At 71.6% G+C, this 23287-nt stretch carries 22 protein-coding genes; 11 read left to right on the top strand and 11 right to left on the bottom strand.

What is annotated here, in order from left to right; all coding sequences use genetic code 11:
* Positions 1 to 27: 27 nt before the first annotated feature.
* The 9 genes from glgC to FREUN1FDRAFT_RS22095 form a co-directional block, all read right to left on the bottom strand.
* Positions 28 to 1266 (bottom strand): glucose-1-phosphate adenylyltransferase, encoded by a 1239-nt coding sequence (gene glgC, locus FREUN1FDRAFT_RS22135; protein ID WP_035952963.1) that lies wholly within the window; start codon positions 1264 to 1266, stop codon positions 28 to 30.
* Between the two features lie 224 nt (positions 1267 to 1490).
* Positions 1491 to 1970, bottom strand: a complete 480-nt coding sequence (locus FREUN1FDRAFT_RS22130) for a metal-sulfur cluster assembly factor (RefSeq protein WP_006542426.1) — start codon at positions 1968 to 1970, stop codon at positions 1491 to 1493.
* 2 nt (positions 1971 to 1972) lie between these two features.
* A complete protein-coding gene (gene sufU / locus FREUN1FDRAFT_RS22125) occupies positions 1973 to 2440 on the bottom strand; it encodes a Fe-S cluster assembly sulfur transfer protein SufU (protein ID WP_006542425.1) in 468 nt (155 codons plus the stop codon).
* The gene (locus tag FREUN1FDRAFT_RS22120; RefSeq protein ID WP_006542424.1) at positions 2437 to 3762 is read right to left on the bottom strand and encodes a cysteine desulfurase; all 1326 of its coding nucleotides are present in this window, start codon (positions 3760 to 3762) and stop codon (positions 2437 to 2439) included. Before FREUN1FDRAFT_RS22120 ends, sufU begins: the two co-directional genes overlap by 4 nt.
* Positions 3759 to 4547: a Fe-S cluster assembly ATPase SufC gene (gene sufC, locus FREUN1FDRAFT_RS22115; RefSeq protein WP_035952975.1), complete on the bottom strand. Its 789-nt coding sequence runs from the start codon at positions 4545 to 4547 to the stop codon at positions 3759 to 3761. The genes FREUN1FDRAFT_RS22120 and sufC overlap by 4 nt, the downstream gene beginning before the upstream one ends.
* A gap of 8 nt (positions 4548 to 4555) precedes the next feature.
* Entirely contained in the window at positions 4556 to 4957 is a 402-nt protein-coding gene (locus tag FREUN1FDRAFT_RS22110; RefSeq protein ID WP_006542422.1) for a non-heme iron oxygenase ferredoxin subunit, read from the bottom strand.
* Positions 4954 to 6099 carry a Fe-S cluster assembly protein SufD gene (gene sufD, locus FREUN1FDRAFT_RS22105; RefSeq protein WP_006542421.1) on the bottom strand — a complete coding sequence of 382 codons (1146 nt, stop codon included), beginning with the start codon at positions 6097 to 6099 and terminating at the stop codon, positions 4954 to 4956. Before sufD ends, FREUN1FDRAFT_RS22110 begins: the two co-directional genes overlap by 4 nt.
* Positions 6099 to 7511, bottom strand: coding sequence for a Fe-S cluster assembly protein SufB (sufB, locus tag FREUN1FDRAFT_RS22100; protein ID WP_006542420.1), 1413 nt, complete (start codon positions 7509 to 7511; stop codon positions 6099 to 6101). Before sufB ends, sufD begins: the two co-directional genes overlap by 1 nt.
* Positions 7508 to 8341, bottom strand: a complete 834-nt coding sequence (locus tag FREUN1FDRAFT_RS22095; RefSeq protein ID WP_006542419.1) for a metalloregulator ArsR/SmtB family transcription factor — start codon at positions 8339 to 8341, stop codon at positions 7508 to 7510. The genes sufB and FREUN1FDRAFT_RS22095 overlap by 4 nt, the downstream gene beginning before the upstream one ends.
* Before the next feature lie 450 nt (positions 8342 to 8791).
* On the opposite strand from FREUN1FDRAFT_RS22095, the gene FREUN1FDRAFT_RS22090 reads away from it, so the two are divergent.
* The 6 genes from FREUN1FDRAFT_RS22090 to FREUN1FDRAFT_RS22065 all read left to right on the top strand — a co-directional run bounded on the left by FREUN1FDRAFT_RS22090 (position 8792) and on the right by FREUN1FDRAFT_RS22065 (position 15003).
* A complete protein-coding gene (locus tag FREUN1FDRAFT_RS22090; protein WP_006542418.1) occupies positions 8792 to 9445 on the top strand; it encodes a hypothetical protein in 654 nt (217 codons plus the stop codon).
* A 126-nt stretch (positions 9446 to 9571) separates the two neighbouring features.
* Positions 9572 to 11065, top strand: coding sequence for a glycerol kinase GlpK (gene glpK, locus FREUN1FDRAFT_RS22085; RefSeq protein WP_006542417.1), 1494 nt, complete (start codon positions 9572 to 9574; stop codon positions 11063 to 11065).
* Between the two features lie 286 nt (positions 11066 to 11351).
* Positions 11352 to 11897: a transcriptional regulator gene (locus FREUN1FDRAFT_RS22080; protein WP_006542416.1), complete on the top strand. Its 546-nt coding sequence runs from the start codon at positions 11352 to 11354 to the stop codon at positions 11895 to 11897.
* A 50-nt stretch (positions 11898 to 11947) separates the two neighbouring features.
* Complete coding sequence (locus tag FREUN1FDRAFT_RS22075; protein WP_006542415.1) at positions 11948 to 13066, top strand: ABC transporter ATP-binding protein; 1119 nt, start codon at positions 11948 to 11950, stop codon at positions 13064 to 13066.
* A 1-nt stretch (position 13067) separates the two neighbouring features.
* The gene (locus FREUN1FDRAFT_RS22070) at positions 13068 to 13874 is read left to right on the top strand and encodes an ABC transporter permease (RefSeq protein WP_006542414.1); all 807 of its coding nucleotides are present in this window, start codon (positions 13068 to 13070) and stop codon (positions 13872 to 13874) included.
* 61 nt (positions 13875 to 13935) lie between these two features.
* Positions 13936 to 15003 carry a heme A synthase gene (locus FREUN1FDRAFT_RS22065; RefSeq protein WP_006542413.1) on the top strand — a complete coding sequence of 356 codons (1068 nt, stop codon included), beginning with the start codon at positions 13936 to 13938 and terminating at the stop codon, positions 15001 to 15003.
* Positions 15004 to 15095: 92 nt separating this feature from the next.
* Here FREUN1FDRAFT_RS22065 and FREUN1FDRAFT_RS40695 read toward each other — a convergent pair whose 3' ends face one another.
* Entirely contained in the window at positions 15096 to 17000 is a 1905-nt protein-coding gene (locus tag FREUN1FDRAFT_RS40695; protein ID WP_006542412.1) for a UDP-N-acetyl glucosamine 2-epimerase, read from the bottom strand.
* 66 nt (positions 17001 to 17066) lie between these two features.
* Complete coding sequence (locus FREUN1FDRAFT_RS22055; RefSeq protein WP_006542411.1) at positions 17067 to 18152, bottom strand: SDR family oxidoreductase; 1086 nt, start codon at positions 18150 to 18152, stop codon at positions 17067 to 17069.
* A 365-nt stretch (positions 18153 to 18517) separates the two neighbouring features.
* Here FREUN1FDRAFT_RS22055 and FREUN1FDRAFT_RS22050 point away from each other — a divergent pair, with 365 nt between their 5' ends.
* The 5 genes from FREUN1FDRAFT_RS22050 to FREUN1FDRAFT_RS22030 form a co-directional block, all read left to right on the top strand.
* Positions 18518 to 19390, top strand: a complete 873-nt coding sequence (locus tag FREUN1FDRAFT_RS22050; protein WP_232295333.1) for a class I SAM-dependent methyltransferase — start codon at positions 18518 to 18520, stop codon at positions 19388 to 19390.
* A 306-nt stretch (positions 19391 to 19696) separates the two neighbouring features.
* The gene (locus FREUN1FDRAFT_RS22045; RefSeq protein ID WP_157475155.1) at positions 19697 to 20074 is read left to right on the top strand and encodes a hypothetical protein; all 378 of its coding nucleotides are present in this window, start codon (positions 19697 to 19699) and stop codon (positions 20072 to 20074) included.
* A 17-nt stretch (positions 20075 to 20091) separates the two neighbouring features.
* Positions 20092 to 21543 (top strand): LCP family protein, encoded by a 1452-nt coding sequence (locus tag FREUN1FDRAFT_RS22040; protein ID WP_006542408.1) that lies wholly within the window; start codon positions 20092 to 20094, stop codon positions 21541 to 21543.
* A gap of 146 nt (positions 21544 to 21689) precedes the next feature.
* Entirely contained in the window at positions 21690 to 22403 is a 714-nt protein-coding gene (locus FREUN1FDRAFT_RS22035) for a DUF1707 domain-containing protein (protein WP_006542407.1), read from the top strand.
* 189 nt (positions 22404 to 22592) lie between these two features.
* Positions 22593 to 23287: PAC2 family protein (locus tag FREUN1FDRAFT_RS22030; protein WP_006542406.1), on the top strand; the 695-nt coding region annotated here is incomplete at its 3' end.

Genomic DNA, 23287 nt, shown 5'->3' with positions numbered 1-23287 from the left:
CGGGACGACGGGACGACGGGACGCCGGTCAGTCGGCGATCGTGACGCCCTTGCCGACGACGGTCACGCCACCCGCACTGACCTGGTAGCCACGATCCAGATCGTGCTTCTTGTCGACCCCGACACTCGCACCCGGAGGTACGACGACGTTCTTGTCGAGGATCGCGTCCCGGACCACGGCGCGCCGGCCGATGACCGTGTTGTCCATCACGACCGCGTTCTCCACCGACGCCCAGGAGTTCACCCGGACGCCGGGTGACAGCACCGAGCGCCGCACGGTCCCACCGGACACGATCACACCGTTGCTGACGACGCTGTCGATGGCGACACCCACCCGCCCGGGCGCGTCGTGGACGAACTTCGCCGGCGGGACGGGCGGGACGTTGGTGTAGATCGGCCAGTCGCGGTTGTACAGGTTGAACACCGGGTCGAGCGCGCACAGATCCATGTGCGCCTCGTAGTAGGAGTCGAGCGTGCCGACGTCGCGCCAGTAGCCGCGATCGCGGGCGAGCGCCCCGGGCACCTCGTTGGAGGCGAAGTCGTACACCGCGGCCATGCCCCGCTCGACCAGCATCGGGACGATGTTCCCACCCATGTCGTGCAGGCTGTCGGGGTTCGCGGCGTCGGCGCGCAGGACGTCGATCAGCACGTCGGTGGTGAACACGTAGTTGCCCATGGAGGCGAAGATCTCGTCCGGGCTGCCCGGCAGCCCCGGCGGGTTCGCCGGCTTCTCCAGGAACTCGGTGACGGTGAGCCCGTCCGGCGCCGTGCTGATCACCCCGAACTCGCTGCCCTCCGAGCGGGGAACCCGCAGGCCCGCGACGGTGACACCGGCCCCGGTCTCCAGGTGCTGGGCGACCATCTGGCGCGGGTCCATCCGGTAGACGTGATCGGCGCCGAAGACGACGACGATGTCGGGTGCCTCGTCGTGGACCAGGTTGAGCGACTGGTGGATGGCGTCGGCGCTGCCGGCGTACCACTGCGGGCCGAGGCGCTGCTGCGCCGGCACCGGGGTCACGTAGTTGCCGAGCAGGTTGCTCATCCGCCAGGTGGTGGTGATGTGCCGGTCCAGGCTGTGGCTTTTGTACTGGGTCAGCACCGCGATGCGCAGATATCCGGCGTTGACCAGGTTCGACAGCACAAAGTCGACCAGACGGTAGATGCCACCGAAAGGCACAGCCGGCTTCGCCCGGTCAGCGGTCAACGGCGCCAGCCGCCGCCCCGCGCCACCTGCCAAAACAAGACCCAGCACCCGCGGGCTGCGCATTTTTCGGCCCGGCTTCCCCTCGTACGCCCGGATCCGGGATGGATCCGACCCGGCAGGGACCGGCCGTTCGGCAACCGGACAGGTGCTCTGGTTACGCCGATTTCCGGTCATCCCGGAGCCTACAAGGGCGTGAGGCCGCCAGTAGCTACACGTCAAAAGAGTTAACCGATCCAGCCGTCCCCTGTCATCGACGGGAGGACGGCTGGATCACACCGGCAGGGAGATCAGACGTTGAAGCCGAGCGCCCGCAACTGCTCGCGACCGTCGTCCGTGATCTTGTCCGGGCCCCACGGCGGCATCCAGACCCAGTTGATCCGGACGTCGTTGACCAGGTTGTCCGGCCCGTCGACCAGGGCCGAACGGGTCTGGTCCTCGATGACGTCGGTCAGCGGACAGGCCGCCGAGGTCAGCGTCATATCAAGGGTGACGGTGTTGTCGTCGGCGATGTCGATGCCGTAGACGAGGCCGAGATCGACGACGTTGATCCCCAGCTCGGGGTCGACGACGTCGCGCATGGCCTCCTCGACGTCGTCGAACGACGCCTTCTCCACGACCAGGTCCCGCTCGGCGGCCTGCGCTGCCGCAGGTGCCTGCGCCGACTCTGCGGCCGCGGGCGCCTCGCTCACGGGCGCCTCGCTGGCGGACACCGCGCCCGCGGAAACCGCGTCCGCGGTCTCCTCGGCGGTGGCGACGGAATCACTCATGGCTACTTCTCCTGCTCGGGGACGGCGGCCTGGACGGCGCCGGTGGCCTGCGCGGTCGCATCCTTCCAGGCCATCCAGGACAGCAGCGCGCACTTCACCCGGGCGGGGTACTTGGACACACCCGAGAACGCCACCGCGTCCTCCAGGACGTCCTCGTCACCTTCCTGGGTGCCGCGCGACTGCATCAGGGCCAGGAACTCACGTTCGAGCTCCAGCGCCGCCGCCACCGACTTCCCGATCACCAGGTCGGCCATCACGCTGGCCGAGGCCTGGCTGATCGAGCAGCCCTCGCTCTCATAGGAGACGTCCGCCACGACACCGTCGGCGACGCGGACCCGCAGGGTCACCTCGTCCCCACAGGTCGGGTTGACGTGGTGCACCTCGGCGTCGAACGGGTCGCGCAGTCCACGGTGGTGCGGGTTGCGGTAGTGGTCCAGGATGATCTCCTGGTACATCGAGTCGAGCTTCACCTCAGGAAGAACCTCCTGACCTGGTCCAGGCCTTCCACCAGGGCGTCGACCTCGGCGGTCGTCGAGTAGAGGTGGAAGGACGCCCGGGTCGTCGCGGGCACGCCGTAGCGCAGGCAGACCGGCCGGGCGCAGTGGTGCCCGACCCGCACGGCGATGCCCTGCTCGTCGAGGATCTGACCGACGTCGTGCGGGTGCAGCGGGCGGTCGTCGGAGTCACGCAGGACGAACGAGATCGCCCCACCGCGGTCCTGCGCCGTCGGCGGGCCGATGATCCGCAGGCCCGGCACGGCCGACAGCGCGTCGATGGCGTAGGCGGTGACCTCGTGCTCGTGCGCGGCGATGGCGTCCATGCCCAGCCCGGTCAGGTAGTCGACCGCCGCGCCGAGCCCGACCGCCTGGGAGATCATCGGCGTGCCGGCCTCGAAGCGGTGCGGCGGGGCCGCGTAGGTCGAGGCCTCCATGGTGACGACCTCGATCATCTCGCCGCCGCCGAGGAACGGGGGCATGACCTCGAGCAGCTCGCGCCGGCCCCACAGCACACCGATGCCGGTGGGCCCGCACATCTTGTGCCCGGTGAAGGCGAGGAAGTCCACCCCGAGCTCGACGACGTCGATCGGCATGTGCGGCACCGACTGCGAGCCGTCGAGCACGGTGAGCGCACCGACCTCACGGGCCCGGGCGACGATCTTCTCGACCGGGTTCACCGTGCCCAGGATGTTGGACTGGTGCACGAAGGAGACGACCTTCGCCCGCTCGGTGATGATCTCGTCGAGGTGGGCCACGTCGAGCCGGCCGTCCTCGGTCAGCCCGATCCAGCGCAGCGTCGCGCCGGTGCGCGCGCACAGCATCTGCCACGGCACCAGGTTGGAGTGGTGCTCCATCTCGGTGATGACGACCTCGTCGCCGGGGCCGAGGCGGAACCGTGCCGCCTCCGCCCCACCCGACACCGCGTTGCTCATCGCGTAGGCGACGAGGTTCAGCGCCTCGGACGAGTTCTTCGTGAACACGATCTCGCGGCGGTCGGTCGCGCCGACGAACGCGGCGATCTTGTCCCGCGCCTGCTCGTAGAGGGCGGTGGCCTCCTCCGCGAGCACGTGGATGCCGCGGTGGACGTTGGCGTTGTGCCGCTCGTAGTAGGCCCGCTCGGCGTCGAGGACGGCCAGCGGCTTCTGCGACGTCGCGGCGCTGTCGAGGTAGACCAGCGGCAGCCCGTCGTGCACGGTGCGGGCCAGGATCGGGAAGTCGCGACGGACCCGCTCGACGTCGAAGCCCGAGGTGCTCGCCGCGACGGTACCCGGCTGGCGGGTCTCGATGATCGTCATGACACCGCCGCCGGCTGCGCGATGACGTCCGTGGCCTTGACGTACCGGTCGTAGCCGGACTCCTCCAGCTTGGCCGCGAGCTCCGGGCCACCCGCGTCGACGATCCGCCCGCCCGCCATGACGTGCACGAACTCGGGCTTCACGTACCGCAGGATGCGGGTGTAGTGGGTGATGAGCAGGATGCCCGTCTCCCCCTTGGCCCGCACCGCCTCGATGCCACCGGAGACGATGCGCAGCGCGTCGACGTCCAGGCCGGAGTCGGTCTCGTCGAGGATGGCGATCTTCGGCGCGAGCAGCGCCATCTGCAGGATCTCGTGGCGCTTCTTCTCACCGCCGGAGAAGCCCTCGTTGACGCTGCGCTCGGCGAACGCCGGGTCCATCTCCAGCCCGGCCATCGCCTCCTTGACCTCCTTCACCCACAGCCGCAGCTTCGGCGCCTCGCCGCGCACCGCAGTCGCCGACGAGCGCAGGAAGTTCGACACCGAGACGCCGGGCACCTCGACCGGGTACTGCATCGCCAGGAAGATCCCGGCCCGCGCCCGCGCGTCGACGGACATCGACAGGACGTCCTCGCCGTCGAGGGTGACGGTGCCCTCGGTGACGGTGTACTTCGGGTGGCCGGCGATCGAGTAGGAGAGCGTGGACTTGCCGGAGCCGTTCGGCCCCATGATCGCGTGGGTCTCGCCCTTGCGGACGGTGAGGTCGACGCCGCGCAGGATCTCGCGCGGGCCGTCCGTGTCGGTCTCGACCGACACGTGCAGGTTGCGGATCTCGAGAACAGACACCGCTGTCGTCACCCTCGCTTCGGGTTCGTGTGAAGGTCGACGAGGACGTCGTCGCCGTCGATGGTCACTGGGTAGGTGGGCACCGGTTCGATCGCCGGCAGGCTGGTCGGCTCACCCGTGGTCAGGTCGAACTGGGAGCCGTGCAACCAGCATTCGATGAGGCCGTTCTCGACCTCGCCCTCGGAGAGCATCACCTCGGCGTGCGTGCACTCGTCCCGCACGGCGTAGAACCGGCCGCCCGACCGGACGACGCACACCGGCTGGCCGTCGATCTCCACGCCGAGCGCGGACTCGTCGGCCAGGTCGGAGGCGGCGCAAACGCGCCGCCAGCCAGAACCGCCGGCATCAGCGGCGCCAGTCGGGCCCGCGGTGCTGGCGGTGGTACCGGTGGTGCTGTTCGACGGGGTCATACGCCCACCGCCGCCAGCTCCGCCTCGACCCTCGCCATGATGCGCTCACGCAGCTCCGGGATGTCGATCCGGTCCACGATCTCGGCGAAGAAGCCCCGGACCACGAGCCGGCGCGCCTCGTCGGCGGGGATGCCGCGCGACATCAGGTAGAACAGCGACTCGTCGTCGAACCGGCCGGTGGCACTCGCGTGACCCGCGCCGACGACCTCGCCGGTGAGGATCTCCAGGTTGGGCACCGAGTCGGCGCGCGCGCCGTCGGTGAGCACCAGGTTGCGGTTCAGCTCGTAGGTGTCGGTGCCGACGGCGTCGGCGCCGATCATCACGTCGCCGATCCACACCGCGTGCGCCCCGTCGCCCTGCAGCGCGCCCTTGTAGGCGACCCGGCTGCGGCAGTTCCGCGCCTGGTGGTCGACGTACAGGCGGTGCTCCTGGTGCTGGCCGGCCTCGGTGAAGAACAGACCGTAGAGCTCGGCGTCACCGCCGGGCCCGCGGTACTCCACCGTCGGGTTGAGCCGCACCAAGTCGCCGCCGAGGGTCACGGTGAACGAGCGCAGGCGGGCGTCGCGCCCCACCGAGTAGGCGTGCGCCCCCAGGTGGACGGAGTCGTCGGCCCAGTCCTGGACGGTGACGAACGTCAGCGCGGCGCCGTGGCCGATGTACACCTCGACGTTGCCGGCGAAGGTGGCGCTGCCGACGTGGTCGAGCACGACGGTCGCGGTGGCGAACGGGCCCAGCTCGACGAGCACGTGCTCATAGCTGACCCCGCCGTTGCCACCCAGCCGGATGACGACCGGCTCGGTCAGCGCCGCCTCGGCCGGGACGGTGACGGACAGGCCGCCGTCGGACCGGGCCATGGCGAACGCCGCCGGGCGGTCGGCCGGGGTGAGCACGCGGCCGATCCGGGAGTCGGTCGGCGCCAGCCGCTCGATCTCCACGCCTTCCGGCGCGGAGACCTTCACGTCGATCGTGCTGTCGGCGGGCGGGCCGTTCAGCAGGCCGCGCAGGCGGCGCAGCGGGGTGAACCGCCACGCCTCCTCACGGCCGCCGGGTACTGCGTGGTCCTCGGGGTCACGGGACCGGACCGGACGCGGAGACGCACCAGCCTGCGCGGGAGGGCGTCCCGTGGCATCGATGACGGCCATCAGCCGACTGCGCCTTCCATCTGGAGCTCGATGAGCCGGTTGAGTTCGAGGGCGTACTCCATGGGCAGCTCGCGCGCGATCGGCTCGATGAAGCCACGCACCACCATCGCCATGGCCTCCTCCTCGGACAGACCACGGCTCATCAGGTAGAAGAGCTGGTCCTCGCCGACCTTGGAGACGCTGGCCTCGTGCCCGATGGAGGCGTCGTCCTCACGGACGTCGACATACGGGTAGGTGTCGGAGCGGCTGACCGTGTCGACCAGAAGCGCGTCGCACTTCACGGTCGACTTCGCGGAGTGCGAGCCCTCGTTGATCTGGACCAGGCCACGGTACGAGGTCCGGCCGCCGCCGCGGGCGACGGACTTCGACACGATGGTGGACGACGTGCGCGGCGCGGCGTGCACCATCTTGGCGCCGGCGTCCTGGTGCTGGCCCTCACCTGCGAAGGCGACGGAGAGCACCTCACCGTGGGCCTGCTCGCCGAGCATCCACACGGCCGGGTACTTCATCGTCACCTTGGAGCCGATGTTGCCGTCGATCCACTCCATGGTGGCGCCCTCGTGGCACGCGGCCCGCTTGGTCACCAGGTTGTAGACGTTGTTCGACCAGTTCTGGATGGTCGTGTAACGGCAGCGCGCGTTCTTCTTCACGACGATCTCGACCACCGCCGAGTGCAGCGAGTCGGACGAGTAGACCGGCGCGGTGCAGCCCTCGACGTAGTGGACGTACGCACCCTCGTCGACGATGATCAGCGTCCGCTCGAACTGGCCCATGTTCTCGGTGTTGATCCGGAAGTAGGCCTGCAGCGGGATCTCCACCTGCACGCCCGGCGGCACGTAGATGAAGGAGCCACCGGACCACACGGCGGTGTTCAGCGCGGCGAACTTGTTGTCGCCGACCGGGATCACCGAACCGAAGTACTCCTGGAAGATCTCCGGGTGCTCGCGCAGGCCCGAGTCGGTGTCGAGGAAGATGACACCCTGCTCCTCGAGGTCCTCACGGATCTTGTGGTATACGACCTCGGACTCGTACTGCGCCGCCACACCGGCGATCAGGCGCTGCTTCTCCGCCTCGGGGATGCCGAGCCGGTCATAGGTGGCGCGGATGTCCTCGGGCAGCTCGTCCCAGTCGGCGGCCTGCTTCTCCGTCGAGCGGACGAAGTACTTGATGTTGTCGAAGTCGATGCCGGACAGGTCCGCGCCCCAGGTCGGCATGGGCTTGCGCTCGAACAGCTTCAGCCCCTTGAGCCGCAGATCCGTCATCCAGGACTGCTCGCTCTTCTTTGCCGAGATGCTGCGCACGACTGCTTCGGAGAGGCCGCGTTCCACGTCGACGGCGTAGGCGTCCGTGTCTGCCCAGCCGAACCGGTAGGAGCCAAGGCCCTCAAGGGCGGTCTCGGCAGAGGTGGTCATAGAGAACCTTCCGAAATATTGGATGGTTGTGATGTCTGCCCGGACGGGGCCATGTCGGGCGATGCACCCTGTGCTGACCTGGCCGGCGCCGGACCGGGCTCGGCGGCCGCGGCGCCCCCCGCTGACGATGGGGGGAGCACCGTGATCGCCTCCACGGGGATCACCGGGATGTGCGTGGTGCAGACGCCGTCGCCATGGGCGATCGTCGCCAGCCGCTGCACGTGGGTGTCGAGCAGGCGCGACAGCATCGCCGTCTCGGCCTCGCACAGGGCCGGGAACTGCTCGGCCACGTGCTGGACGGGGCAGTGATGCTGACAGATCTGGGTGCCTGACGGCAGCTCGGAGACGCTGGCGGTGTACCCGGCCTGGGTCATGGCCGCGGCGATCGCCTCCGGGCGTTCCGCCGGCGGGACCGCGACGACCTCGTCGCGGATCTGGCGTTCCAGATCGACCCCGCGAGCCCGGGCGAACTCGGCCACCGCGTCCGGGCCGCAGGCCTTCGCGAGGAAGCTCAGCGCGTTGGCCGCGAGATCGGAGTAGGCCGTCGGCCCAGCCCGGTGCCCGGCCTCGGTCAGCGCGTAGCGCCTGGCCGGACGACCCCGCCCGCGTGGGCCACGGGCCACGGCCGAGGCGGTCGTGATGGTGCCGTCCGAGGTCATCGCGTCCAGGTGCCGGCGGACGGCCGCGGGTGACAGGCCGAGCTCCTGCGAGAGATCGGCGGCCGTCGACGGGCCGCGCTCGAGCAGAAGGCGCACGACACGATCACGGGTGCGACCGTCGGTCACGCCCGTGGACGCCGCACCCGTAGGGGCCTCCTGCTCGGATTTCACAACACCAGTGTGCCCTATTTCCGTGACGCGGTCGAACCGAGGAGCCCCAGATCACCCGTCACCCTCGCGACGCCCTTCATGACGCCGGATCACCAAGAGCTGACAGGGCGTCTCCATCGCAACGGAACCGATCACCCGGTACCCACCCAGAACCGGCCCATCCGGGGGATGGGAGACTTCGCCTGGCACGCCACGGCACAGGAGGGCGACCTGCAGATGCGGACGATTCGCGCTATTGACCGCGACCGTGACCCCGATGACCGCGGCGGCGACCTTGACAGCGCGCCGCGGCCAACCGCCCCGCGACCGGCGGCCTCACGACCCGCCACCCGGCGGCCGGCCGGGCCAGCCGGGTCGGCGGCACTGCGACCTGCCCCACAGCGACCAGCCCCACTTCGGGTGGGCACGAGCGGGCCCGGCCTCGTTACCCGGCGAGCCGCCGGCCGGGTCATGGCCGTCGTAGCGGCGATGGTCCTGGCCCTCGCGGCCTGCGGCGGCGAGGAGACCAACGGCCTGCAGGACGCGTCCGCGGCCGAGGTGGGAACGCGGTCCGTCGAGGCGTTGAACTCCGCCGACAGCGTGCACGTCGTCGGCACCGCCCAGGACCCGTCCGCCGAGGGGTCGACCCGCTACGACCTGGTGTTGTCAGGCTCGTCGGCCCGGGGCACCATGACCTCCGGCTCCGTCGTCACCGAGATCGTGAAGGTCGCGGACGACACCTACACGAAGGGCAGCCGCGCCTACTACGAGTCGATCGGCGAAGGTGACGCGGCGGACCTGCTGGCCGACCGCTGGGTCCGGCTCCCGGCGGAGGACGCCGAGCAGTACCGCCTCTTCACGATCGAGGGGTTCGCCATGGCCATCGGCGAGTACGTGGCGGCGCTGGACGGCAAGGTCACCACCGAGGACGTCGCGGGCCGCCGCGCGGTCGCGGCCGGCAGCGCGGAGGGAACCCGCCTGTGGGCAGCCAACACCGGCGACCCCGTCCCGCTGCGCCTGGACATGCTGGACGGCGAGCAGGGCCGCATGGAGTTCTCCGACTACGGCACCAAGGTCTCGATCACCGCACCGGCCGGCGCCGTCGACCTCGCCTCACTCTCCTGATCGGTCGTCTGCCGATCCGTCCCTGATCGGTCGTCTGCTGATCCGTCGTCTACCGTGGTCGTCCGGCGTGGTCGGGCCGTCCGCGACGGTCACCGGCCTCGGCCTCGGCCTCGAAGGAGCGCGGCGATGCTCGTGGCGGCAGTGGACCAGGGGACCAGCGGCACCACGGTCTGCCTGCTCGACGGTGAGGCCAGCGTCGTCGGCCGCGGCCACCGCCCGGTCGGTGTCTCCTTCCCCCGCCCCGGCTGGGTCGAGCAGGACCCCCAGGAGCTGCTGGGCAGCGTCGTCGCGGCGGTCGCCGACGCGCTGGCCGACGCGGGGCGGCGTCCGTCCGACCTGGCCGCGATCGGCATCACCAACCAGCGCGAGACCACCGTGCTGTGGGAGCGCAGCACCGGGCGGCCGCTGTACCCGGCCATCGTCTGGCAGGACCGGCGCACGGCGGGGGCCTGCGAGCGCCTGGCCGCGGCCGGTCACGGCGAGCTCGTCCAGGAACGCACCGGCCTGGTGCTCGACCCGTACTTCTCCGGGACGAAGGCCGCCTGGGTGCTCGACCACGTGCCGGGCGCCCGGCGGGAGGCCGCGGCGGGCCGGGTCGCGTTCGGGACGGTCGACTCCTGGCTCGTCTGGCGCCTGACGGGCGGTCGGGCCCACATCACCGACGTCACCAACGCCTCCCGCACGATGCTTTTCGACCTGGCCCGCGGCGACTGGTCACCCGAGCTGCTCGAGCTGCTGGACGTGCCGCCCGAGCCGCTGCCGCGGATCGTGCCCAGCTCGAAGGTCTACGCCCACACCGACCCCGAGGTCTTCCTCGGCGTCGAGGTGCCGATCGCCGCGGTCGTCGGTGACCAGCAGGCGGCGCTGTTCGCCCAGGGCTGCTTCGACCCCGGACAGGCCAAGAACACCTACGGCACCGGGTCGTTCGTGCTGGTGAACACGGGCCCGGCGCTGCCGCCCCCGCAGTCCTCCCTGCTGCGCACCGTCGCCTTCGGGCTCGACGGTGAGCCACCGGCGTACGCGCTGGAGGGTGCGATCCTGTCGACCGGGTCCGCGGTGCAGTGGCTGCGGGACTCCCTCGGCGTGATCTCCGACAGTGCCCAGACCGCGCCGCTGGCCGCGTCGCTGGAGAGCAACGACGGCGTCTACTTCGTCCCCGCGCTCGCCGGGCTCGGCGCACCGTACTGGGATCCGCGGGCCCGCGGGATGATCATCGGCCTCACCCGGGCCACCGGCCGGGCGCACCTGGCCCGGGCGGTGCTCGAGGCCATCGCCTACCGGACCAGGGACGTCGTCGAGGAGATGGCCGCCGGCGCCGGCGTGACCGTCACCGAGCTGCGGGCGGACGGCGGCGCGGCAAGCAATCCGTGGCTGATGCAGTTCCAGGCCGACATCCTCGGGATCGAGGTGGACGTCCCGGAGAACACCGAGACGACCGCGCTCGGCTCGGGCTACCTCGCGGGGCTGGCGACCGGCCTGTACTCGGGGCGCGACGAGCTCGACGCCCGGCGGCGCACCGCGGTCAGGTACCGGCCGTCCATGAGCGCCGACCGGCGCGAGGAGCTGTACGGCCAGTGGCTGCGCGCCGTCGAGCGCTCCCGGGGCTGGGACCGCGACTGACCGGCCCCGCCCGGCCCCGCCCCGCCCGGCCCGCGACTGACCTGGCCGGCCCGCGGGCGGGCCATGAGCTGGTGGGCGGACGGGCGATCCGCCCGCGTTTAACCGAGTTCCCACACGACGGACCATCATGTCCCACACCCGGACAACGCCGCAGGACCACTTAAAGACAACGGTAGATCGCGCCGAATTGAGAAAAGCGGCTGTCCGGCGACGCGATTTTTGCCAACCTTGTAACAGGGGGCGGTTGGCGTCTCCTCGCCGCGCACCTAACCCCCGGACGGAGACCGTGACCGACGCGGACTACGCCCTGGAACTCGGCCGCCGCCTGCGGGCGGCCCGCAACCGACGTGGCCTGTCCCTCCTCGACGTCCAGGAACGTACCGAAGGCCGGTGGACCGCCGGGACCCTCGGCGCCTATGAACGCGGCAGCCGCACCCTGCGGGTGCACCGGCTCGTCGAGCTCGCGGAGCTCTATGACGTGCCGGCCACCCTGCTGGTCCCGCCGCCGGTCGAACGCCGGGAGACCGACGACCTGCCCCCGCTCGTCATCGATCTGCGCAGGCTGCGGAAGCTGCCGCCGACGCGAACCGGCCCGCTGCGCCGGTGGATCGCGATCGTGCAGGTGCTGCGGTCGGACAGTTCCCGCGATGTGCTCCGCCTGCGGCGATCGGACCTGCAGTCGCTGTCCCGCCTGTACAGCACCACCCCGGCCGTCCTCTACGAACGCCTCGGTGCCTGGGGCACGTTGATCGAGCCCGACGACGCGGCACCCACCACCGTGCGCCGGCGGTCGCCCGTGGTCCGGCCGGCACGCTCCCAGCCCCGTCACTGAAGCGATCGGCTCACGCCGAGCACCCCCGCGCAGTCCGTAGGATCAGCGGCGTGACCGAGGTCCTGGCAGTCGAGCTGACCGAGCTGGTCAAGACCTACCGGCGGGCAGCGGGTGCGTCGGGCGCGGGGCAGGCACGTCCGCGGTACCTGAAAGCGGGTGCGGCGCAGGCGCCGGCCGGGTCACCAGCCCCCTCGAGGCGTGGCCGGTCCCGCGGCCGTGCCCGGGCCGCCCACGACGCCCACGACCGCGTGCCGGACGACACGACCAAGCGTGATGAGGGCATCCCCCCGCCGACCGAGGTACGCGCGGTCGACGGGCTGTCGCTGGGCGTCTCGGCCGGGTCCGTGACGGCGGTCCTCGGGCCGAACGGCGCGGGCAAGACGACCACCATCGAGATCTGCGAGGGCTTCCGCTCCGCCGACAGCGGCGGCGTCCGCGTGCTCGGGCTGCACCCGGTGCGCGACGCGGCCGCGCTGCGCCCGCGGGTCGGCGTGATGCTGCAGGCCGGCGGGATGTACCCGGGTGCCCGCGCCGGCGAGATGCTGCGCCTGATCGCCGCGCACCATGCCCACCCGCTCGACACCGGCGCGCTGATGGAACGGCTCGGGCTGGCGGAGGTGGCGGGCACGCCGTTCCGCCGGCTCTCCGGCGGCCAGCAGCAGCGGCTCTCGCTCGCGATGGCCGTCGTCGGCCGCCCGGAGCTGGTCTTCCTCGACGAGCCCACCGCTGGTCTCGACGTCCAGGGCCGCCGTGACACCTGGGAACTCATCGAGGAGCTGCGCCTGTCCGGCGTCACGGTGGTGCTCACCACCCACGCCATGGACGAGGCCGAGCGCCTCGCCGACCAGGTCGTGATCGTGAACCGGGGCCGGGTCGTCGCGGCCGGTTCGCCCGCCGAGCTCACCCGCGGCGGCGCCGAGGGCCAGCTCCGCTTCCGCGCCCCGGGCGGCCTCGACGTCGCGCGCCTGCTGCTCGCCCTGCCCGACGGCACGACCGGCTGGGAGAACCCGCCCGGCCACTACCTGGTGCAGGGCACCGTCGACCCGCAACTGCTCGCCGCGGTCACCGCGTGGTGCGCCAGCAACGGTGTGCTCGCCGAGGACCTGCGCGTCGAGCAGCGCACCCTGGAGGACGTCTTCCTGGACCTGACCGGGACGGAGCTGGAGTGAGATGAGTGTCATCGAGGCCACACCGGCCCCCGTGCTGGATCTCCGCCCGGCGCCCGGAGCCGCGTCCCGCGGGCGGATGCTGGCCGCGCAGACCCGGCTCGAGCTGACCCTCACCCTGCGCCGCGGCGAGTCCGTGCTGCTCACCCTGATCATCCCGATCGGGCTGCTCGTCTTCTTCGCGGCCGTGGACGTCCTGCCCACCTCGCAGGCCGCGCAGCGCTCGGTGGACTTCCTCGTTCCCGGCGTGCTGGCACTGGCCGTGATGTCGACCGCGTTCACCGGGCAGGCGATCGCCACCGGATTCGAGCGCTCCTACGGCGTCCTCAAGCGGCTCGGGGCATCTCCGCTGCCGCGGTCGATCCTGCTCGCCGGCAAGACGCTGGCCGTGCTCGCGGTGGAGATCGTCCAGCTGGTCCTGCTCGTCGCGGTCGGGTTCGCGGTCGGCTGGGAGCCGCACGGCTCGGCGGCGGGTGCCGGCTGGGTCGTCCTGCTGGTCCTGCTCGGGACGGCAGCCTTCTCCGGGCTGGGACTGCTGATGGCCGGCACGCTGCGGGCCGAGGCGACACTCGCCGCGGCCAACGGGGTGTACCTGCTGCTGCTGCTGATCGGCGGGGTCGTGTTCCCCCTCGAGGAGCTGCCCGGCTGGATGCGGGTGGTGGCCGAGGGGCTGCCGACCGCGGCGCTGTCCGACGGGCTGCGCGCGGTGCTCGCCGAGGGCGCCGGGCCCGGCGCCGGCAACCTGATCGTGCTGGCGGCGTGGTCCGTCGGTGCCCTTGGGCTGGCTGCCAGGTTCTTCCGCTGGGAGTAAGGCGGGTGGCACCCCGGCAGTGGCGGCGCACACCCCGTCGGCCGGCACCCGGCGGATTACTATGGCCGCGATGCCATCTTCTACCACTCGTCGGAGCAAGCCCCGCGCCGGCGGCGACGCCAGCCCGGCCGGCACCCACCAGCCCCGGGCGAGCCGTGCGGCCCGGGCAGCGGGCACCGGCCGGCTCCCGGTGATCGGGCTGCGCACGTTCCGGCGCCTCACACTGGCCAGCGTCGTCCTGCTCGCGGCGATCGTCGTCACCGGCGGTGCCGTGCGGTTGACCGGCTCCGGGCTCGGTTGCCCGACCTGGCCGCAGTGTGGTGACGGCTCGTTCACCCCCCACTCGGCCTACGCGATCAACGGCGCGATCGAGTTCGGCAACCGGCTTATCAGCATCGTGGTCGGCCTCGTCGTGCTGGCCCTGCCCATCGCGGCGCGCCTGCTCCAGGAGAAGCGGCGCGATCTGCTGCTGCTCTCGCTCGGGCTGTGGCTGGGCTTCCTCGGCCAGGCGGTGCTCGGTGGCATCACCGTCCTGGTCAAGCTGCATCCGGCGACGGTGGCCGCGCACTTCCTGCTGTCGATGGTGCTGCTGTTCAACGCCGTCGCCCTGCACCGCCGGGCCCGGCAGGCCGACGGGCCGACCCCGCTGGCCGTCCGGCCGGAGCTCGCCTGGCTGGCGCGGGTCGTGGTCGTGGTCGCCGCGGGCGTCCTCGCCCTGGGCACCGTCGTCACCGGCACCGGCCCGCACAGCGGCGACAGCGAGGACACCAAGCGGTTCGGCTTCGACATCGTCAACGTCGCGCAGCTCCACGCCGACGGCGCGATGGTCCTCAGCGGCCTCACCCTCGCCATGATCTTCGCGGTGCGGCTCGCTCCCGTCCCCGCCGAGGCCCGGCGCAGCGCATACGCCCTGCTGCTCACTGTCGTCGCCCAGGCCGCGATCGGGTTCACCCAGTACTTCCTCGGCATCCCGGCGCTGCTCGTCGGCCTGCACATGGCCGGCGCGACGATCATGTGGATCGTCACCATCCAGCTCTGGCTGGCGATGGGCGAACGGGCCCCGGCCACCGAGACGGCCTGGGCCGGCTCCGCGGCGCGCGTCCCGGCTCCCGCACCCGCCACCGCGTGACAAGCACCGCCTGACACCACCCCGCCGGAGCCTGCGAGCCTGCGAGCGGCTGCTCCGGAGCGGCTGCCCCGGAGCGGCTGCTCCGGACCGACTCAGGGCGAGACGAGCGGGGTCCCGCCGGAGGTGGGCTCGTCGGCGCCGGCTGCCGGCCGCTCGTACCAGACCGTCCGACGGACGTAGTCGATGTGGCTGATGATGATCCGCACGACCCGCCGGGACACGTCGTCCACGTCATAGGCGGCGACGGGGCTGTTCATCCGGCTGCCCCTGGCCTCGCCGGTGGCCAGGCCGACGGCGGCGAGGACGCGGTCGGGGCGGGGCAGGCAGGAGACCACCGCACCGGTGTCGACCCCCTCCGGATGTTCGTGGGCCTCGCGGATCACCACCGCGGGGAAGCCGAGCAGGGACGCCTCCTCCGTCACCGTCCCGCTGTCGGAGACCACACACAGCGCGGCCCGCTGCAACGCGATGTAGTCCGCGAACCCGAAGGGCCGGCAGAACCGGACGAGACCGTCGACCGACGGCGCCCGCCCCGTCGCCTCCAGCGCGTCGAGGCGCGCCCTGGTCCGTGGATGGGTGGAAACGATGACCGGCACCCGGTAGCGGGCGGCCAGCCCGTTCAGCGTCTCCAGCAGGCCGGCGAGCAGCTCGGGACGGTCGACGTTCTCCTCCCGGTGCGCGCTGACGACCAGGTAGTGGCCCGGTGTCACGCCCAGCGTCGTGAGCGCCTCGGAGGCCTCGACCAGCGGCAGGTAGGCGTTCAGTACCTCCTTCATCGGCGAGCCGGTGACGAAGATCCGCTGCGTCGGCAGGCCTTCCGCCAGCAGGTTCCGGCGGGCATGCTCCGTCGAGGCGAGGTTGACATCGCTGAGATGGTCGACGAGCCGGCGGTTGATCTCCTCGGGCACGCGGTCGTCGAAACTGCGGTTGCCCGCCGCCATGTGGAACACCGGGATGTGCCGCCGCCGCGCCGCGATCACCGCCAGCGTGGTGTTGGAGTCGCCGTAGAGCAGCAGGGCGTCGGGGGACTCGTCCGCGAAGACCGCGTCAGCGCGGGCGATGACCCGGCCGATGGTCTCCGCCGGGCTCGCTCCGACGGCGTCCAGGAAGTGGTCCGGTTTGCGGATGCCCAGCTCGTCGAAGAAGACCTGGTTGAGCTCGTAGTCGTAGTTCTGCCCCGAATGGACCAGGCATAGGTCGACCACCCGTTCGAGGGCGACCATCACCCTGCTGAGCTTGACGAGCTCAGGCCTGGTCCCGACCAGGATCATGACCCGCGGCCGATGCTCGGCGGGGCCGCGGCGCACCGTCGGCGCGGCTGACGGCTCGCCCACGATCTCCGTACGCAGCCCGTGCTGGGGGACGGTCGCGCGGGCCGCCGAGGCCTGCCGCTGGGCGGCCTGCCGGTCCCGGTCCCGGTCCGGGGACAGTCGGCGGCTGGGAACGGTCGGGACGGTCGGCGCCGCCGGACCGGCCGGGCCGGCGGGGGTGAACGGGGTCGACGGCGCCGTCGGCACGGTCGGACCGGACCGGCTGACAGTGCCGTCCCCGCCCGCACCGTCCGCCGTGCCCACCAGGCCGCCTGGGCGCGGCCCGGACCTGGCCACCGGAATCCGGTGCGGCAGCTGGGTCCCCGGCTCGGCCGCACCACCCAGCCCAGCCGAGTCATCGCGCCCGGCCGAATCACTGCGCCCGGCCGAATCATTCAGCACACCCACGTCGTCCAGGGCGTTCAGTCCCTCCAGGACACCCCGGGCACCTGTGCCGCCTCGGGCCGGGGAATCGGGGGATTCCGGGGCGCCCGCATCCACATCCGCGTCCGCAGGCGCGACCGCACCGTCCGGAGCGGAGCGCAGCGGGTCCGACCACACGGAACCCGACGCCGCCGCACCGCGCTGGCGCTGCGACCTCCCACCGGGGAGCAGCCCCCGGAGGAAGCCCGTCCGGGCCGGCTCCTCGCCGTCCCCGTTGTCGGTGCCACCCGTCGTTCTCGACACGTCGTTCTCCTCTCTACCGGAGAAGTCCACTGTCACCGGAGAAGATCTACTGGCTCGGTCCACGGTTCAGGCGTCGGCGCGCACTCCGTTCGACGCCGACGCGCCCGCCACCGCCGATGCCTCGGCCGGTGCAGGAGCAGGGGCAGGAGCAGAGACAGGGGCAGGAGCAGGAGCAGGAGCAGGGGCCGACGTCGCCGTCGGCAGCGACGTCGGCGTCAGGCGGCCGGCTGATGCCGCCCGGCGCACTCCGGGCACGTCCGCGACGTGCGAGGAACCGCGTCTGGAGCCCCCCTCGATCTCGCGCCGCTCGATCGCGGTCGCCAGCTCGTCCACCATCGCCGCCCAGGCCGGCGGCCGGTAGCCCGTCACCGACCACAGCCGACGTGCAGAGAGAGCCCGGTTGCGCACCTCGTCGTCGCTCGGAACGATCTCCAGGTTGTGTCGGCCGAGCCGGTCAGCCAGCATCGTGAGCAGGTCGAACTTGGTGATGGGCTCGGAGGCGAGGTGCCAGACCCCGCTCAGGTCCGGATGCCCGACCAGGGCGAGATGCACGAAACGGGCGAACTCCGCGGTGGTGACGCCGCTGTAGACGACCCGGCGATACCCCGGGATCCGGCCGGTGGCGGACAGGAACCACTCGACCAGGCCGGCGGGAACGGCGGCCGTCTCCAGCCCCAGCACCGACGTCCGCAGCGTGAGTGTGCCCGGCTCGGTCAGCTCACCGAGCAGCTTGGTCGTCCCGTGGGCGTCGACCGGATCCGGGACGTCGTCCTCGTGGTACTCGCCCAGCCGCCCGGAGAACACACAGTCCGTGGAGACATGCACGAGCCTCGCACCCGCGGCGCCGCACAGCCGGGCGAGCCGGTGTGGGAACAGTGCATTGACCTCGATCGCCGGTTGCACGCCTTGTTCACCCACCCGCCGGGCGGTCAGGCCGACCGCGTTCACGACCGCGTCGGGGCGCGTCGCCGCGAACACGTCGACCAGGCTCTCCGGGTGGCGCACGTCCACTCCGCACAGGACCCGGTCGGCCGGCGACGGCGAGCTCGGAGCGTGCGCCCGGACAGTCGCGGTGACGTCGTGGTCGCGGACGAGCCTGCGCACCAGCTCGCCGCCGAGCATTCCGTCGCCACCGAGAACCAGTACGCGCATCCACTCCTCCTCCTCCGACCGTGGTCCCGCCAGGGGCGACACGCCGGATGGTCGGTCTCCGGCCGTTTTGGTCTCCGCCGGTTGGCTGCCAACCAGCCAACGCCAGGCAAGTATGACTCTAGGTAGTCAATTGATCGCCATCCGAGGTGGTGACGCGCCGAGACCAGCCGGCACCAGACACCAGAGACCGCACATCACGACCCGCATCACCCATCACCACCCGCGCGGGTCAGCGACACCCGAGGCGCGCCGAGCGGAGATGCCGGACACAGACCAGGATGGCACTACTCTCTGCACCTGAGCGCAAACTCTGCGGGTATGCAAGGTCTCGAACCGACCGCCCGCGCGGAGCGGGACGGAGAACGGTGGGAACAGGTCGGTGGACCGCCGCAACAGGACAGGTCACCACGCTGCCCGGGCGCGACCGACGCCTACGCCACCTCCGCAACAGCCACGGCGAGATCTGGGTGAACATCACCTCGTCGCACCTGGTGCTCGCGGACTTCGTGAACCTCGACCCGTCCTACTCGCCCGGGCTGGTCGGCGCGTATCCCGCGCTGGGGTGGGCCCGCGCCCTGCACCGCGCGCTACGCGCCTCGCGAACGCTGAGCCTGCTGCGCCGGACGGGCACGGCCGCCTGGCGGGCGGTCCGGTGGCCACGGCTGGCAGCCACGCTCACCCGTCACCTCCCGCGCAGGCCCGCACGCCCAGGCCGGCCTGGACGAGGCCGCGGCCGTGGCTGGGCCGTCCGCCGGCAGTGGGAGGCCAGCCGGACGGCGGTTGTCGTCCGGCACCGGCCGGGCCGGCGACTGCCGTTGGCCGACAGCTCGGTTGATCACATCCTCTGCGCGCACGTCGTGCAGGAGCTGCCGCCGCGCGTCGCCGGCAGGGTGCTGGCGGAGTGCGCCCGCATCCTGCGTCCCGGTGGCACCCTCCACCTCGTACTCCCGGATCTCCGCCAGGCAGTGGACCGCTATGTGCGCGGTGAGATCGACGCCGACGAACTGGTCGCCTGGCAGCGGCTGAACGACGGGCACCGACCGGCCGACAGGCGCCGCGGTCGGCACCCGCGGCGCCGTGGACCGGCCGACCCGCAGAACCGCTGGCACTACGACGAGCACACCGCGCAGCGCCGGCTGGTCGCCGCCGGATTCCACCTCTCGCGCACGCCCACCCCCAGCACCGGGCTGGTCGAGACCGATCCGATCTCGCTGCATCTGGTGGCCGTCCGGCCCTGAGCGGCCGACCGGATCAGCCCACATCACGTGCCGGATCGGACGGGTCCGGATTCGGGCTGGCTCGCACGACGTTCCGTGCACCTTGGTGGACGAACCGCACAGTCCAATACGTCCGCCACATAGACTTGTTGTCCTGGTTCAGCCCGCGGCGACCATCACATCACCGTTGCAGACGAGCAGCATTGCTATTCATTGACTTATTGTCTGCATTTGCCGGCATCAGCTGGCTCCCGGTGTGGTGAGAGGGGCGAGATGGAGGAGGCCGGCACGCGGCCTGTCGGAGATCCATCCAGCCCGATGGCACCGGTGGCCACGGAAGGCGAGCGGATCGTCCCCGACGACGCGGCCCTCGACGGCGCGTTGCGGAGCGACGCGGCTCTGGACGACGCATTCCCCGACGATGTGGCTCTGGATGACGCGGTCCTCGACGAACCGCTGACCACCGCGCCGGTAGTCGCACCGAAAGCCGAGACCGACGAGGCCGGCCTCCTGCCGAGACGACCAGAGCCAACGGAACCACAGGAACTACAGGAACTACAGGAACCATCGGAACCGTCGGCACCGCAGCCTGGCCGGGCCCCCTCCGGCGGATCCGCCGGCCTCGGCGAGCGAACCAGCTCGGCGTCGACGGCATCGTCCGCCCCGCCCCGCGCGGCCCGCTGCGGCGCGCCCTGCTCGTCCTGACCTCGCTGCTGTCGCTGGTGGTCATCGCCATCACCGCCACCGGTTGGCTCGTCGTGACGTTCTACGACCGCCGGATCGACCGCGAGACCATCGCGCCACCCGCCGACATGACCGTCACCCGGCCACCGTCGGCACCCGTCGGTTCCGAGACCTGGCTGCTTGTCGGTTCCGACATCCGCACCGGGTCGGACGCGGCGAAGGTCGGCGGCGCCCGGTCGGACACGATGATGATCGCCCACCTGGCGTCCGACGGCACGACCCAGATCGTGTCGATTCCCCGTGACCTGCGGGTACCCATCCCCGCCTGGACGGATGACGACGGCGACCGGCACCGCGCGCGCACCGACAAGGTGAACGCGGCCTTCAGCGCGGGCGGCCCCGCACTGCTCGTGGCGACCCTCGAACAGGTCGCCGGCGTGCGCATCGACCACTACGCCGAACTGGACTTCAACGGCTTCCAGCAGATGACCGCCGCGATCGGCGGAATCGACGTCTGCCTCAACGCGTCGACCTTTGTCGAAAGACATACGCTGGACAACGGCCGGACCGTCCGGTCAACGAACCTGAACGATCCCAGCTCCGGATTCGTCGGGCAGGTCGGGATGAACCATCTCTCCGGTGAGAACGCGCTGGCGTTCGTTCGGCAACGGCACGGGTTCGCCGACGGGGACCTGTCCCGAATCCGCCGTCAGCAGGCCTTTCTCGCGGCCATGTTCCGCACGGTGCTGAGCGAGAACGTGCTGCTGAGCCCGTCCCGGCTGACCTCGTTCCTCGGCGCGGTGACCCAGTCGGCGCTGCTGGACGACGAAACCGGATTCCCCGAGCTGCGCGAGCTCGCCGAGCGGATGCGCGGCATGACCACGGGCGCGGTGACCTTCTCCACCGTACCGATCACCGGGCAGATCAACAGCCCCGTCTTCTACTTCCTCTACGACGCCACCGCGATGAGGCAGTTCTTCCGCGACATCACCGGCAGCACAACGCTGTTCGAACCGTCCGACGATCCCGTCGACCCGCTTGATCTGAGCGCCGAGATCACACCGAGTGCGACTGCCGCCGCGGCCGGCTCGGCGCCGGCGGCCTCCGCTCGGCCCCGGGCAACGGTCACCTCGTCGGCGCCGCCGCAGGCCACCGCCACCCCCACCCCTGACACCGCTGGCGCGACGGTCGGGTCCGACCCGAATGCGGAGACCTCGTCCCAGCCCCAGGCCACGGTCACTCCTGCTGCCACCGGGTCGAACGGCCAGCCGGACTCCGGTGGCTGGCCCCAGCCCTGGCCCACGGCGCTGACCGGCACAACCACACCCGCCGGGACCGTGAGCTGGGCCAGGGCCGCCGCCTTCGGGTCGAGCGTTGCCGCGACCGGCGGAGCGACCCCGACCGGCGGGGCGACCCCGACGAACCCCTCCCCGACGGCGTCCGGGGCGCAGGAAGCGCCGGTGACCGCAGCAGCCGCCTGCATCTACTGACTCCAGCCGCTGGCACCCGCCGCCGGCCGACTCCAGGGGATGGCACCTGCCGGCGCCGGCCGCCGCCGGGCGCTGGTCCTGCTGCCGACACCGCGGTGCCGTGGCTCCAGCACCCCTGCGGCCAGCCGCCCCGCTACCGTCAGGACATGCCAGCCGCCTCCCCTGCCCCTGGCCACGCGCCCGGCCCCGGCTCCGGTCCCGCACCGGTCACCAACGCGCAGCGCCGGGCATGCGCCGACCGGCTCCGGGCGGCGTGCGCCGACGGACGGCTTACCTTCGGCGAGCTCAGCGAGCGGACCAACCGGGCCTGGGCGGCTCGTACCAGCACCGAGCTCGAACGAGCCGAGGCCGATCTGCGCGCGGGACACCCCGAGGGTGCGGAAGCCCGGCGTGCACCGCAGGCCCCTACCACGCGGATGGTGACCCTTCTCGGTGACGGCCGCCGTTTCGGGCGGTGGCGGCTGGCCCGCCGGACCGTGATCGTCAACGGCCTCGGCAACTGGGCCCTCGATCTGCGCGGGGCGCTGCTGGACGAGCGGATTCTCGCGGAGGCCACCGTCGACCTGTGCTTCGTCTCACTGGTCGGGGATCTGACCATCAGCGTTCCCGACGGTGTCGGCGTCGACGTGAGTGGCCTCGTCGCGCTCGGCGACCGCCACGTGGACCTGGCCGTGGTCCCGACCCGCCCGGGCATGCCCCGGCTGCGGCTACGCCTGGCTGGCCTGATCGGCGACCTGCGGATCACGAGCGGCTCACTGCTCGGGCGCCCCGGTCAGGAGCACGGACGAGGAGGAGCCGGGGCAGCGGGCCAGCCCACGGGGCTGGTTTCGTCCGCGCGCGTCTGGTCCCGCCGCGGCTAGACTTCGCACTGATATTCTCGATCATGTCTTCCGGAGCACCGCGGGTACGAGCACCGCACGCTCGACCTGTGTCGGCTCGGGCGATGTCGGCTCCGAGTGGCCGGAATGCGGAGCGGCCACGGCGACCTTCTAATCGGAAGGAGCGGACGCGGATCCCGCGGACCAGATCGGTGAGGGAGGGCTCGACCGATGCTTGACCCCAGAGACCTCTATGAGATCAGAAGCGAGCTGGACGACCTGGGCCGCCCCATCCTGATCGAGGCGATGACAGGCGTCGTCGACGCCGGCGGCGCGGTGGGTCTGGCCAGCGAGCACCTCACGACGACTCTCGACCACGAGCGGATCGTCACCTTCGACGTCGACCAGCTCATGGACTACCGCTCCAGGCGGCCACCGATGGTCTTCTACGAGGACCACTGGGAGAGCTACGAGGATCCGGTGCTGGCCATCGAGCTGCTGCACGACGAGGCGGGCACGCCCTTCCTGCTGCTCTCCGGTCCGGAGCCCGACCTGCACTGGAAGCGGTTCACCAGCGCCGTTCGGGCGATCATGAAGGATCTCGGGGTCCAGATGTCGGTCGGGCTCAACGCGATCCCGATGGCGGTTCCGCACACCCGGCCGTGTGGCGTCACAGCGCACGCGACCCGCAAGGAGCTGCTGGTCGGCAACGACCCGTGGATCCGCCGGGTCTCGGTACCCGGCAGCGCCGGGCACCTGCTGGAGTACGAGCTCGGCCGGGCCGGGGCCGACGCAATGGGCTTCGCGGCACACGTCCCGCACTATCTGGCTCAGGCGACCTACCCGGCGGCGACGGAGGCGTTGCTCAGCGCGGTGTCGAGAGCGACCGGGCTGCTGCTGCCGCTGGACGGGCTGCGGTCCGCCGC

Source organism: Parafrankia sp. EUN1f (assembly GCF_000177675.1).
GTDB lineage: Bacteria > Actinomycetota > Actinomycetes > Frankiales > Frankiaceae > Parafrankia.
Note: the sequence above shows the minus strand (reverse complement) of the source record. Positions and strands in the feature narration are given on the sequence as shown.